The 13,897-nt window shown below is 36.5% G+C and carries 13 protein-coding genes and 1 pseudogene; all 14 read left to right on the top strand.

Features of this window, described 5'->3' with window-relative positions:
• Positions 1-137: 137 nt before the first annotated feature.
• The 14 genes and pseudogenes from CYO92_RS03930 (at position 138) to CYO92_RS03870 (ending at position 13,850) form a co-directional block, all read left to right on the top strand.
• On the top strand, positions 138-974 hold the full coding sequence (locus CYO92_RS03930; RefSeq protein ID WP_180997988.1) for a hypothetical protein: 837 nt from the start codon (positions 138-140) through the stop codon (positions 972-974).
• A gap of 12 nt (positions 975-986) precedes the next feature.
• Positions 987-3,575: a Sec-dependent nitrous-oxide reductase gene (nosZ, locus tag CYO92_RS03925; protein ID WP_103589149.1), complete on the top strand. Its 2,589-nt coding sequence runs from the start codon at positions 987-989 to the stop codon at positions 3,573-3,575.
• An 83-nt stretch (positions 3,576-3,658) separates the two neighbouring features.
• A complete protein-coding gene (locus tag CYO92_RS03920) occupies positions 3,659-4,414 on the top strand; it encodes a cytochrome C (RefSeq protein WP_103589148.1) in 756 nt (251 codons plus the stop codon).
• Positions 4,407-5,663, top strand: a complete 1,257-nt coding sequence (locus CYO92_RS03915; protein ID WP_103589147.1) for a nitrous oxide reductase family maturation protein NosD — start codon at positions 4,407-4,409, stop codon at positions 5,661-5,663. Before CYO92_RS03920 ends, CYO92_RS03915 begins: the two co-directional genes overlap by 8 nt.
• Positions 5,656-6,333 carry a 4Fe-4S dicluster domain-containing protein gene (locus CYO92_RS03910; RefSeq protein WP_103589146.1) on the top strand — a complete coding sequence of 226 codons (678 nt, stop codon included), beginning with the start codon at positions 5,656-5,658 and terminating at the stop codon, positions 6,331-6,333. The genes CYO92_RS03915 and CYO92_RS03910 overlap by 8 nt, the downstream gene beginning before the upstream one ends.
• Entirely contained in the window at positions 6,330-6,878 is a 549-nt protein-coding gene (locus CYO92_RS03905) for a c-type cytochrome (protein ID WP_103589145.1), read from the top strand. The genes CYO92_RS03910 and CYO92_RS03905 overlap by 4 nt, the downstream gene beginning before the upstream one ends.
• Positions 6,878-7,339, top strand: a complete 462-nt coding sequence (locus CYO92_RS03900) for a c-type cytochrome (protein WP_084109871.1) — start codon at positions 6,878-6,880, stop codon at positions 7,337-7,339. Before CYO92_RS03905 ends, CYO92_RS03900 begins: the two co-directional genes overlap by 1 nt.
• Positions 7,340-7,341: 2 nt before the next feature.
• Positions 7,342-8,241 carry a NapH/MauN family ferredoxin-type protein gene (locus tag CYO92_RS03895; RefSeq protein ID WP_103589144.1) on the top strand — a complete coding sequence of 300 codons (900 nt, stop codon included), beginning with the start codon at positions 7,342-7,344 and terminating at the stop codon, positions 8,239-8,241.
• Positions 8,242-8,250: 9 nt separating this feature from the next.
• Entirely contained in the window at positions 8,251-8,904 is a 654-nt protein-coding gene (locus tag CYO92_RS03890; RefSeq protein ID WP_072595066.1) for an ABC transporter ATP-binding protein, read from the top strand.
• Positions 8,897-9,724 (top strand): ABC transporter permease, encoded by an 828-nt coding sequence (locus CYO92_RS03885; protein ID WP_103589143.1) that lies wholly within the window; start codon positions 8,897-8,899, stop codon positions 9,722-9,724. The genes CYO92_RS03890 and CYO92_RS03885 overlap by 8 nt, the downstream gene beginning before the upstream one ends.
• 135 nt (positions 9,725-9,859) lie before the next feature.
• Positions 9,860-10,267 carry a tetratricopeptide repeat protein gene (locus CYO92_RS03880; RefSeq protein WP_103589142.1) on the top strand — a complete coding sequence of 136 codons (408 nt, stop codon included), beginning with the start codon at positions 9,860-9,862 and terminating at the stop codon, positions 10,265-10,267.
• Between the two features lie 427 nt (positions 10,268-10,694).
• Entirely contained in the window at positions 10,695-11,540 is an 846-nt protein-coding gene (locus CYO92_RS03875; RefSeq protein ID WP_258033821.1) for a PepSY-associated TM helix domain-containing protein, read from the top strand.
• A gap of 25 nt (positions 11,541-11,565) precedes the next feature.
• Positions 11,566-11,763 (top strand): PepSY domain-containing protein, encoded by a 198-nt coding sequence (locus CYO92_RS09520; protein ID WP_223315371.1) that lies wholly within the window; start codon positions 11,566-11,568, stop codon positions 11,761-11,763.
• Positions 11,744-13,850: pseudogene (locus CYO92_RS03870) on the top strand (TonB-dependent siderophore receptor). Before CYO92_RS09520 ends, CYO92_RS03870 begins: the two are co-directional and overlap by 20 nt.
• Positions 13,851-13,897 lie beyond the last annotated feature (47 nt).

The raw sequence follows: 13,897 nt of genomic DNA, 5'->3' as shown, positions 1-13,897 counted from the left end.
AATATATATTTAATGTAAATAATAAAATTTAAAAAAAAATATTGATATTTTTCTTTAAAAGCTTAAAAAAATAAATTAATCGCTAATTTGCTTTTAAGAGTTAAGTATGTATAGTTTTTTTGCTTATTAAATTTATGATGAAAGTGCCTTGGATTATGAGATTTCTGCTTTGTATAAGTTTGTTTTTGATAACAGCTTTTGCCCAGCAATTAGGCTGCTTTATTAATGAAAGCAACCAAAGCATCGTCTTTATAAAAGATGGACAAATTAAAAATTTGGATCTAAAAGATACGATTTATAAAAATCAAGAGTGCGGAAATGATGGAGAATCCTTTTATATCGCAAATTTAAACAATGAGATTATCAAGGTGGCAAATGAGAAAAATTTCTTATTTGCCATGCCAAATGTCGGCTGTAAAATTTCGCAAATTATGGCAATTAAAAATAAAATTTACGTAGCTTGCGATATGGCAAATGAAGTCAGCATAGGCGTTTTTGATAAAAATCTAAATAAACTTTTAACTAAAAATTATAAAGATGTTTATAAAATTTCAAGCTTTTTGCCAATTGATGATGAACTATTTTTTACGAGCTTTAATGGCAAAGCATTTTTGCTTGATAAAGAGCTTAATTTAAAAGAGAAAAAGCGTGTTGGCTTTGCTCCACTGAGTGCCTGTAAATTTAAGGGGAATGATATTTTGCTTGGCTTTAGAGATGGAGAAATTTTAGATTTTAAAAGTGGAATCAAAAAGCAAGTTTTAAAATCTAAAATTTCAGCTCTTGCGTGTATGGAGGATGAAATTTTTATAGGTGATGGGGATGGAGTAGTCTATAAATTTGACAAAGATCTTAAGCTAAAAGGACAAAAGGCTCTTTTTAGCAATGAGATAAAAAGAATTTTTATAGACAAAGGCGTCTTAAATGGCGTAAATTTAGACAATGAGATAAAGAGTTTAGAGATAAATTCATTTTAAAAAGGAGAGTAAATGCAAAAGTTATTTTGTGTCGCAAGTGCTGCGTTGCTTGGGCTATCTTTAACGACTGCTTGTGCTACTAGTAGTGACCTTGAAAAAGTCATGAAAGAGCGTGGGCTAAGCGAAAAAGATGTCCTTGCAGCTGCTAAAACTTATCAGCCTAGCGGTAAAAAAGATGATTTCATCGTCTTTTCATCTGGCGGACAAAGCGGTCAAGTGCTAGTTTATGGCGTTCCGTCGATGAGAATTTATAAATACATCGGCGTTTTCACACCAGAGCCTTGGCAAGGGTATGGCTATGACAATGAGTCAAAAGCTGTTTTGAAACAAGGCAACATCAGGGGCAAAGAGATAACATGGGGCGATACACACCACCCAAATTTTAGTGAGAAAAATGGTGAGTATGTTGGTGATTATCTATTTATCAACGATAAAGCTAACCCAAGAATCGCAGTTATAAATTTGCATGACTTTGAGACAACTCAAATCGTTGTAAACCCTATCATGAAGAGTGAGCACGGCGGTAGCTTCATCACTCCAAATAGCGAGTATGTTATCGAAGCTAGCCAATATGCAGCTCCACTTGATAACAACTACCACTCAATAGACGACTATGAAGCAGTCTATAGAGGTGCTGTAACATTTTGGAAATTTGACTATCCAAAAGGTAAGATCGATGAGAAAGAGTCATTCTCTCTTGAGCTTCCACCATACTGGCAAGATCTAAGCGATGCTGGTAAGGGCGAGAGCTACGGCTGGGGCTTTACAAACTCAATAAATACTGAGATGTATACCGGCGGTATCGAAAAAGGTCTTCCTCCATTTGAAGCAGGTGCAAGTAGAAATGACACTGACTTCTTACACGTTTATAACTGGAAAATTTTAGAAAAACTTGTTCAAGACAAGAAAAACTATAAAGTTATAAATGGCCACAAGGTAGTTACAATAGATGCTGCTGTAAAAGCAGGTGCGCTATTTTTGATCCCAGAGTCAAAGAGCCCACACGGTTGTGACGTAAGCCCAGATGGTAGATATATTATTATTGGCGGTAAGCTTGATACTCACACATCAGTTTATGACTTTAGAAAGATCAAAGAGCTAATCGATAAAAAAGAGTATGCTGGCACTGACCCATACGGAATTCCTATCTTAGATAGAGAAAAGTCAATGCACGGACAAGTCGAACTTGGCCTTGGACCACTGCATACATCATTTGACTCACAAGATGGCGTACTTTATACTTCACTTTATGTTGATAGTCAAATCGTAAAATGGGACTATAAAAATTTAAAAGTGCTTGATAAGATAAATGTTCACTACAATATCGGCCACCTTGATACAATGGAGGGCAAATCAGCAAAACCAGTTGGTAAATATGCAATCGCTCTTGATAAACTTTCAATCGATCGCTTTAGCCCAGTTGGTCCACTTCATCCACAAAACCACCAGCTAATAGACATCACTGGTGCAAAAATGGATCTAATCTATGATATGCCAATACCACTTGGTGAGCCACACGATGTTGTTTCAATAGCTGCTAGCAAACTATCTCCAGCACTTACCTACAACATGGGTACAAACTCAAGAACAGGCGAGGCTAGCCCATATGCAACTCTAGCTGGTCAAGAAAGAGTTGAGAGAAATGGCAAAAATGTAACTGTCTATGCGACAATGATCAGAAGCCACATCAACCCAGAGCACATCGAGGTAAATAAAGGCGATAACGTAACAATTCACCTAACAAACCTAGAGCGTGCTCAAGATGAGACTCACGGCTTTGGCATCGACCTTTACAACATTCACGCTTCACTAGAGCCTGGCAAAACTGCTTCAGTAAATTTCGTAGCTGATATGGAAGGTGTCTTCCCATACTACTGCACCGAGTTTTGTTCAGCGCTTCACCTAGAGATGATGGGTTATTTACTTGTTAAAGATCCAAGTAAAAAATATGAATCTGCAAAAAATAACAAGCTAAAAACTTTAAGTCCAGAGGCTCTAAAAGCTGAGTACGACAAAGTAATCGCAACCAATAAAGCCACTGATGATGTTATCCAAGAGGTTGTTAAATACCTAAAAGAGAAACATTATGAGAAATATCCAAAAGTAAAAGCTTTGGTTGATGACGCACTTGATCAATATGGCCATATCAAAGAGGTAAAAGCTAAAGCTGACGAAGCTTACAAAAAAGGCGACGTAAACGGCGCTATCCTTTGGGAGTACCAAGTATGGCAATACATGGTAAAAACAGCTGACGTTGGCTTAAGAGCTAAAAATAACCTAGCTAAAGAGATCGCAACTCCGATGAGTCCAGCTGCTGCAAAAGGTGAAGAGGCTTATCTAAAAGGCGGATGTAATGGTTGTCACGTTATCGGTCAAGTAAGCTCAGGTCCAGACCTAACAGGCGTTTTACTAAGACATGAAAATGGCGAAAAATGGGTAGCAGAATTTATCAAAGATCCTGCTAAGTTCTATAATGACGACTACATTAAATCAATGATTGATTACTTTAACCTTAGAATGCCAAATCAGCATATGAGTGATGAAGAGATCAAAAATATCATCGAATACCTAAAATGGGTAGATGAAAACGCTGGTATGTAGTTTTTAAAGGGGCATTTTGCCCCTTTTTAAATTTTAAAATTTTATTTTTAGCAGATGAAATTTTAAAATTTAAAGGAGAGATCATGAGTAAATATAAAATTTATACCATTGTTGCACTTGTCTTAATGACTGTTTGTTTTACTTTGCCTGTTCTTGGTTGGCACGGAGCAAAAGAGCGTATAGCTGATGGTGATGAACTACCATCTTATACTTACGGTATCTATAATCTTTATAGCTCATTTCAGTATAAAAATCACCTTTTATCAAAAGATGTAGCAAGCGATCTTCATAAGATGATCGAACAAAAAGCAGAGATAGGCACACCATCTTTTCCTATCTGGTACGTCTCTCTTGAAGCTCCAAATTATCCAAAATCAGCCTTTCCTGATGGAATTCCTGTATATTTTCACGTAGATGGATATAGTGGTGACGTGCATGAGATGAATACGATAAATCACTACATCGGTATGTATCCTATGGAGCATGGCGGAAATTTAGAGCGAGCGATAGCGCCTTATTATTTGCTTATTTCAACGCTTTGTATGCTTGCATTTTTGTATTACAACGGCAAATTTAACTCACTTCTTATGGTTCCAACCATTATCGCGCCTGTGCTATTTATGAGCGCATTTGCAGGATGGCTTTATTGGTATGGACACAATATGCAAGAGTGGGGCGCCTTTAAGATCAAGCCATTTATGCCAACAGTCTTAGGTGATGGTAGCGTGGCGCACTTTACTACGCACTCATACCCAACTATCGGCTTTTGGGTGATGATGGTGATGAGCGTGCTTTGCATACTTGCGGTATTTTCAAAGAAAAAAGAGCTAAATGCGTAAATTTTCTAAATTTGCCCTTGTCTTTTTGCCACTTTTTGGCTTTGCAAACGTCCTTCAAGATGCGATAAATAACGCTAGCCCTGGCGATGTTATAAAGCTAGGGGACGGCATCTATGAAGGAAGCATAACTATAAATAAGCCGCTTAGTATCGTTGGTGAGGGCAAAAATGCTCACATAAAAGGAAATGGTAAAGGCACAGTTGTAAAGATTATTGCCTCAAATGTTACGCTTAGAAATTTAAAGATAAGTGGTAGCGGAAATGACCTTGGTGAGCTAGATGCTGGCATTGGCTGTGATAAAGCAAATAATGTCTTGATTACGCAAAATGACTTGAGTGACGTGCTTTTTGGGGTTGATTTTAAAGAGTGCAGCAGCTCAAAGATCACTGAAAATAACATCACTTCTAAAAAGGGGGCCAGTCTTGGCTTTAGAGGTGATGCGGTTAGACTTTGGTATAGCCATGAAAATTTAATAGAAGGCAATTATATTTATGATAGCCGCGATATGGTTGCATGGTATGCAAGTCACAATAAATTTTTAAAAAATAAAGCGATCCGCGGTAGATACTCGCTTCACTTTATGTATGCAAATCAAAATTTAGTCGAAAACAATGATTTTATCGGCAATGCAGTCGGAATGTTTTTTATGTATTCAGCTGGCTCAAATATAAAAAATAATCTTGTTATGGATAGTGACGGCGCTTTTGGTATAGGTATTGGTCTAAAAGATGTTTCAAATTTTACTATCGAAAACAATACACTTATCTATAATGCGAGAGGAATTTTGCTTGATAACTCGCCGTTTCAGCCAGGCTCAACGATAAATTTCTTAGGCAATAAAATTTTACACAACGTAGTTGGCGTATATTTTCACGCTACCCAGGGGACAAGCATCTTTGAAAATAATGATTTTATAGGCAATATGGATATCGTTGCGAACGACACTCCAGGTGATAAAATGGCATTAAATCGGTGGAGTAAAAATTATTATGATGAGTATGAGAGCTTTGATAGAGATAAAGATGGCTATGGCGATACGCCATTTATGCACCTATCGTATGCCGATCAGCTTTGGCAGTATTATCCAAATTTGCAGTTTTTCTATGGATCAAGTGTCTTTAGTATCTTAAATTTTTTAGCCAAACTCGCGCCATTTTCTGAGCCAATAAAGCTACTTGAAGATAGCATGCCAAGGATAAAACCACTCGATGCTTCAAATTTTAACGCGTTAAGGGCAAAACGTGGATAGAAGAAAATTTATAATCTTAGGCTCAGTCGCAGCTGCCGCAGGATATGGCATAGGTAAAATTTTGCCAAAAAGTAGCGGCGATAAACTCTATCTTAGACCACCAGGTGCGGTTGATGACTTTGATGATCTTTGTGTCAAATGTGGTCAGTGTGTGCAGGTATGCCCTTATCACAGTATAAGTTTGCTTGATATAAAAGATGGATATTCAAATGGTACAGCATACATCGATCCTAAAAAGAGAGGTTGCTATTTATGTGATCTTTTCCCATGTGTGCTCGCCTGTCCAAGTGGCGCGTTAGATCATGCTACAAAAGTTGTTGATGATGTGAAAATGGGCGTTGCTGTCTTGAGTAATGCAAATGCCTGTATGTGCCTAAAAAGAGAAAAACTAAGCGAAGATAGCGTTGAAGATTTGCTTGTTCGCAAAGTTTATAACGATAGGGAAGAAGCAGAAAAAGATAAGATAAAAGGCAAAATCGGTCAAATTTGTGACCTTTGTGTCAGTATTTGCCCAGTTGGCGATAGTGCAATAGTAATGAGTGGAGCAAATTTACCACTCATAAAGCATGGCTGTGTTGGGTGTGGGGTGTGTGCTGAGGTTTGCCCTGTAAAAATTATAAATATTGCCCCAAAAATGAGTTATGATGAAATTTATAAGGAGAAAGAATGAGATTAATAATATCTTTAGTGGCTGCTGCTTTGCTATTTGTCGGCTGTGAAAAGAGTGATGACAAAGCGCAAAAAGCAGCTAGCGAGCAACCAATAAATGTAGCCACGAGTGCTAGCATAAAGGTTGAAAAAAAAGAAAATAATCAAAGTACAAATAAACAAAATGATTTCATAAAATACGATATGCACGGCGAAAAGAGTGTAAAATTTGGACTTGAAGATAATAACGTAAGCCGTCAAATCGGTGCTTTAGCAATGGTAAGAACCCCTCTTCAAACTATAAATTTAAGACTTATAAAGGGCAGGCTTAGCAAAAATTTCATTACAAAATGTTCAGCTTGTCACGATGATTACGCAAATGGCATCATCGGGCCATCACTTTTAACAAAAAGTGAAAATGAAATTTATACAATGATAAATGCTTATAAAAATAAAGAAAAAGTCAATGTCTTGATGCGAGATCTTGTTAAAAAAATGGATGATAGTGAAATCAGAAATTTAGCTAAAGAAATCAGTGATTTTAATACACAATTTAGGAGCAAATAATGAAAGTAGGAAAGATTATAACCATTATTTTAGCAGTAGCAATTTGCGGTATCATGGTATTTATGTTAAGCCAGACTCCGCCTAAAAAGGAAAAAGTAGCAACTAATGCTCAGCCAAAAGTAGAGCAAAATTTTACAAAAGAGCAGCCAAAGTCTAGTGAAGAATTTGCTAGCGAAGATGAGCTAAAAAAGGTAAAAGAGCTAAGTCTAAGCGTGGCTAAAGTGCACAATGAAGGCGTTAGCAAGCAGTATCTAACAACTTGTGCCCCGTGTCATGGTGCAAATGCAAAAGGTGTCGTAGCTCCTGATATAACGCACCTAAGTAAGGATGAATTGCTTAAAAAGCTAGCCGATTATAAAGCTGGCAAGGTGCAAAACTCGCTTATGAAGGGGCTACTCACAAATGTTAGTGATAGCGAGCTTGAAAGCCTTGCAGATGAAATTTCTAAATTTAAAAAGTAAAAATGGACAAATATAACACTCGTGCGACGATTAGAAATGTAAGCTTTCTAAGCACGTTAATCACAACTACAAAAGATGGCAAGAAGCGTCCTAGTATACGTTTTTGGCGCATTTTTACCATCGTTTTAGTTCATCTTTTATTTGTGCTTTCATATAGAGTCGATATACAAATTTTAGAAGGCGACATCAGTGCGTCAAGGATATTTGGTTTTCACTTGGCAGATGCTTTTATGAGCCTGCAAGTCTTTTTGGCGACACATGAAATCCACGTAAATTTAATAATTGGCTCACTTAGTATCTTGGCATTTTATATCATTTTTGGCGGTAGAGGCTTTTGCTCTTGGATCTGTCCATATTCATTAATAAGCGAAATAGCTGAGAAGATCCATGAAAATTTGCGTGCTAAAAAGATAGTAAAGCCACGAGTTTTTGATACAAAGTGGCGATATGTTTTTACCATTTTATTTTTAACCCTTAGCTTTGCTAGTGCAAGTCTTACATTTGAAATTTTTAATGTTGTTGGGATTTTTTCAAGATTTATTATCTATGGCTATTTTCATGCTATTTGGTTCGTTGTGGCTATGCTTATGGTTGAAATTTTCTTCTCACGTAGAGCTTGGTGCAGATATGTCTGTCCTATTGGAGCTACTTACTCAGTGCTAGCTAAACCAAATGCCATAAAAGTTAGCTGGGATAAAGAAAAATGCGATCACTGCTTAGTTTGCACTGATGTTTGTCTAGTGCCTCACGTACTTTTTATGACAAAAAAGGGAGCAAAGCTTGACGAGAGCAAAAATATCTTTAGGATAGCTGGTGCTGATTGCACGCTTTGTGGTAGGTGTATTGATGTGTGTCATCAAGATGCACTGAAATTTGACAACGGCTTTAAAAAACTAATATAAGGAAAATTTTTGATAGATATAAAAGAAGTAACTAAAATTTTTGGCTCGCAAAGGATACTTGACAATGTTAGCCTAAACGTAAAATCTGGCGAAAAAATAGCAATACTTGGACAAAATGGAGCTGGCAAAAGCTCGCTCATGCGTATCATTTTAGGCGAGTTTATCCCAAATAGTGGAAGCATCGCGATAAATGGCGTAAATACTCTAAAAGATAGAAAAGGGGCATTGAAATTTATCTCATTTGTGCCACAAACTCCACCACCGCTTAAATTTAATCTACGTGAGCTTTGTGAGTTTGTTTGCAAAAGCTCAAATGTAAAATTTGAAGATATTGAGAAATTTAGCAAGCTTTTAGAGCTTGATCTGCATGCAAATTTAAATAAACCATTTTATAAGCTCTCTGGTGGCATGAAACAAAAGATGCTAATAGCCATCGCATTTGCTAAGGATAGTGAAATTTTGATGTTTGATGAACCAACGGCAAATCTTGATGTAAAAGCAAGGCTTTCTTTTAAAAATTTACTTGATAACTTCACGCAAAACAAAACACTTGTTTTTATTTCACACCGTATCGATGAGATAGCAAATTTATTAGATAGATGCGTCTATATGGACCTTGGCAAGATCATCAAAGAAGAAAATTTAAGGAGCAAGAGTGAATAATCTTTTTTTAATAGCAAAGCTTGATGTAAAAGAGTCTTTTCGCTCAAGATGGTTTGTGATATATGCTGCGCTTTTTTCTGCTTTGATGATAGGATTTTTATTTAGTGGCGTGACCGACTCACGTGTGCTCGGCTTTTCTGGGCTTACTAGAGCACTACTTTTGTTTATTCAAATTTGTGTCATCATTGTGCCTATTTTTATTCTCATCTCAACCGTAAGAAGCATAAATCAAGATAGAGATACAAATTTGCTTGAATACATCCTTAGTTTCCCGCTAAGTCTTAGAGAGTATTACTTTGGTAAGGCACTGGGCCGTACATTTGTTGTTTTTGTTCCACTTTTGTTTGCTCTTTTACTTTGTGTTATTGTTGGTTTTATAAAAGGTGTTGCAATACCTTGGAGTGTATTAACACTTTATTTTGGGCTACTTTTTAGCTTAAGTATCATTTTTTTATCGCTTGGATTTTTTATATCAAGCGTGATTAAAAATCAAGAGACAGGTCAAGGAGTAGCGTTTTTACTTTGGCTTATAATGCTAGCATTTATCGATCTAGCATTAATTGGGCTTCTTATGCGAAGTTCAGTCGATGAGTACGTCATTTACGCTATTGCTATACTAAATCCGATAGAGCTTTTCAGGATAGCAGCGCTTAGTCTTTTTGATCCAAATTTAGCGGTTATCGGTACTGCATCTTATTTTATTTTAAGCACCTTTCCAAAGGCAACATTTGTAGCTTATGCGATTATCTATCCGCTCTTATTAGGCATTATTTTGCTAGTTTGTGGCTATTTTGCCTTTAGTAAAAAAGATTTGGTTTGAGATTGTTTTTTGTTAAAGAAAAGTTGGTTTTAAATTTAGACGAAACTTGTATTATTCCACTTGTCCAACAAGAAACCTCCTTTTTGTAATAGCTCCCTTTCCCCCAAAGGGAGCTAACTTCTTCCAAGGAAATTTATGAAAAAATCCATTTTATTTTTAGCATTTGCTCTTTTATCCCTGAATGCAAACTGGGATATAAATATGCAAGAGTGTATTAATAAAAGCAACATTAAAGCTTGCGAGAGTTTTACAAAAAAGCTTTCAAGTGAGTGTGAAAATAAAGATAAAATTTCTTGCTTTATCTATGCAGATATGCTAGAGCGTGGCCTTGGCATAGAAAAAGATACGCAAAAATCTTTTGAGATATTTAGATCGCTCTGTGATGATGGTGGTAGTGAGGCTTGCTATGAGCTAGCGACAAAGTATCTTCAAGGAAATGGCACTGAGCAAAGCTTTGATCTTTCTGCAAACGCTCTTGATAGAGCTTGCAATATGGGCAGTAAACGAGCTTGCAATGTATTAGAGCTTGTGCCTAAAAATTAGCCTAATTTTATGCTTGTACTAATTAAAAGAAATTTCTTAAATATAGTTTCTTTAAAGTTAAATTTACTTTAGTATTACTTGGAATTTCTTTTTTATTAACTAAAAATTTTATTAAAATTTATGCTTAAATAATACTATTTCATCGTCCTAAATGGACCCTCCTTTTTGTAACTGATAAGTCTTTGCTTCCCCCTTTTCTGGATTTTCGTATACACAAAGAGGAGTTGCTTATTCTTTTAAAAATCAAATCTATTTATTTTTTCAATTTACATTCTATAAAAATTTTTCTTTTCTGGAATCATAATTGATAATAGTTTTAAATATTATCAAAGTAAATTTTGTGTAAGATTGCGAGCCATTATCAAAACCTACTATTAAAAGGCTTTAAAACAAGGTGAAATTTCTAAATCAAAAATTTTTTTATAAAGTGCACACTTATTTATCTCTTTTATTTTTCATTCCACTTGCAGTAGTTTGTTTTAGCGGTGCGATCCTTGTTTATAAAGATGAGCTAAACAGCCTTCTTGCCCCAAATGTCGTAAATGTAAATTTAAACAAAGAAAATTTAAGCAAAAGGATCAGCTTTGATGAGCAAAGAGAGATCATCGCAAGCGAGCTTGACGGCTACGAGATGGTCGGCATAAATATCGATGCAAATCCTAAAAGATGCGACAAAATTTGGTTAATAGAGCACAATGATAGTCAAAAAGAGTGGAAATTTATCTATTTTGATGCTTTTAGCGGTAAGATAAAGAGCGAGCCACTCGCACATGATGAGGGATTTTTTGGAGTTTTAACCGAGCTTCATGAGTCGCTATTTCTTGGGAAAATTGGTCACGTTATCCTTACTTTAACCGCTATTTTCACGTTTTTTATCTGCATAAGTGGTTTTGTGATTTATAGAAAATTTTGGTTGACACTACTTAGGCTTCGTGTAAATAGGCTAAATGTTTTTATGAGCGACATTCATAAAATGATAGGAATTTTTTCTACGCCTATTTTACTACTCATTTGCATAAGTGGTGTTTGGTGGGAATTTCAGATAGTACGCATGCCAGAGTTTAAAAATGACTTTGTAATAGATGCAAAAATTTATAATAAAAACCTATCTCTTGATGAGCTGGTGGCTCGCTCAAAAAATGATCTTGCTGGCTTTGAGCCACACTTCATCTCACTGCCTTTTATGCAAGGAGTAAACATACGCCTTTTTGGCTATGTAAAAGATCAAAATTTCTTGCATAACGAATATTCAAGCATATTAACTTATCGATAAAAATAACGGCGAATTAGTAAGTATTTTGGACATAAAAAATGCAAATCTAAGCGAAGAAATTCTCTCAGCATTTAGAAAATCGCACTTTGGTAACTACAACCAAATCACAAAATTTATCTGGTTTTTAGTCGGTATTTCACCGCTTATTTTAAGTATCTCAGGGCTTTATTTGTGGATTAAAAGAAATTTTAAAAGGAGAAAAAATGAAAAAAATTTTAATTAGTTTGGTTGCATTAAATTTGATACAACCTCAAATTTTTGCTAGCTAAAGCGATAAAATTTTAGAAGCAGTCGATGTCGTAGAAAGCGAGCGAAGAGACGATACGAATTACTTTGCAAAAGAGCTTGTAAAGAGCACAACTAGGCTAAATTTAACCTCTCGTCAAACGCCCCAGTCGCTAACTGTGCCAACAGAAGCAAGGCTAAAAGATCAAGGCATCAAGGACTATCAAGTGCTTCTTAGAAATGTCCCGGGCGTCACGCTAAATAAATGGGACGAGCGCGTATATCCGACGGCTCGTGGCTTTAAGATAGATTATTACTTGCTTGATTCGACCTAGCTTTGGTGGTTTTAGCCTTGGCGCAAATGATATGAGCTTGCTGCCTTATGAAAGAGTCGAGGTGGTAAAAGGAGCAAACGGCCTACTTGCAGGCGCTGGAAATCCGGCTGCAAGCTTAAATTTCAAAAGAAAAAGAGCGGACTCAAAAGAGATAAAAGGAAATTTTGGCGTAAGCGCTGGCTCATACGATAGATACGGTGTAAATGGCGATGTGCAAACGCCAGTAAATGAGAGCGGAAGCGTTAGAGCGAGGCTATCTTTTATGCATGAGAAGTCGCACTCTTATATGGATTATTATAACTGCAAAAATAGCGCGATTTACGGCGTAGTTGATAGCGACATAGGCGATAACTCATGGCTTAGCCTTGGTGCGTTTTATCAAGAGCTAAGACGCCACGGGGTTAGATGGGGCGGCATGCCAGCATTTTACTCAGATGGCTCTAGGACAAATTTTAGTAAAAATGAAATTTTCTCTCAGCCTTGGACTAGGTGGGATATAAAAACGCTTGATTTCTACGCTGATTTTAAACACTACTTTGAAAATGAAGCGAGCTTAAATTTAAGCTACTCATTTAGACGGGCAAACACTGATTCAAATTTACTCTACTACGGCGGAGCGGTAAATTTAGATGACACCGGCAACATAGGTGGTCTTAGCGCCTATGCAAACAAAAGAGAGGAGAATATCCACAATGTCGATGCATACGCAAATATCCCTTACGAGCTAGCAAATTTATCTCATGAGTTTGTCTTTGGCGCGATGTATAACAACTATAAAAAAAGTAGCGATAAGGTAAGTAGCTACTGGCTGCAAAATACCACGCCAGCTGGGATTGCTTATACGGCTAGAAGTAGGATTGATTTTAAAAATTTACACCTTGATGATCCAAAGTTCCCTTACGAAGATCAAAACAACAAAGACAAAACGATACAAAAGGCATTTTATGCGGCAAATAAACTATCAATCACCGATGAGCTTAAATTTTTGCTAGGCGCTAGAGTGAGCTACTACAAATACGAGATCGAAGGCGGCAAAGACAATAGAAATTTCACAAATGAGATCACGCCATATCTTGGCATCACCTACGACATCGGAGCAAACCACACTCTATATGCTAGCTACACGAGTATATTTAAACCTCAAAGTGTAAAGGACGCAAATGACAAATACCTTGATCCGATCCAAGGCAAGGACTATGAAGTGGGCATTAAAGGCGAGTATTTTGATGGGGCACTTCAAGCAAGTCTTGGCGTCTTTAAGATCGTGCAAGATAAGCTTGGCATAAATACTGGCAGGAAAAATCCAGCGACAAATGCCGACATATATGAATCTGGCAAGGGTGTGACAAGCAAGGGCGTCGAGCTAGATCTAAACGGCGAGATAACTAAAAACTTAAGCCTAAGCTTTGGTGCAACGCACTTTAACGCAAAAGATGCTAATGGTGAGAAATACGCCACCGACTCATCAAGAAGCACGGCAAATTTATTTGCAAAGTATGAATTTAGGGACTTTAGAGTAGGGGCTGGAGCTATGTATAAGAGCAAAATTTACAAAGACGCAGATGAAATCACACAAAAAGGCTACACTTTGGCTAATTTAATGCTTGGTTATAAATTTGCTAAAAACTTTGATGTGCAGCTAAATATCGACAATCTCTTTAACAAAAAATACTACGAGGGTATCGGTAAAAACATGATGGTTTATGGCGATCCACGCACATTTAATCTAAGCTTTAACTACAATTTTTAATCTAATTAAATCACCAGCTAAATAAGCTGGTGATAAATTTTAACTCC

This window comes from Campylobacter concisus, from assembly GCF_002913715.1.
GTDB classification, from domain to species: Bacteria; Campylobacterota; Campylobacteria; order Campylobacterales; family Campylobacteraceae; genus Campylobacter_A; species Campylobacter_A concisus_AG.
The sequence above is the reverse complement of the archived record's forward strand: the minus strand, read 5'-3'. Positions and strand labels throughout refer to the sequence as shown.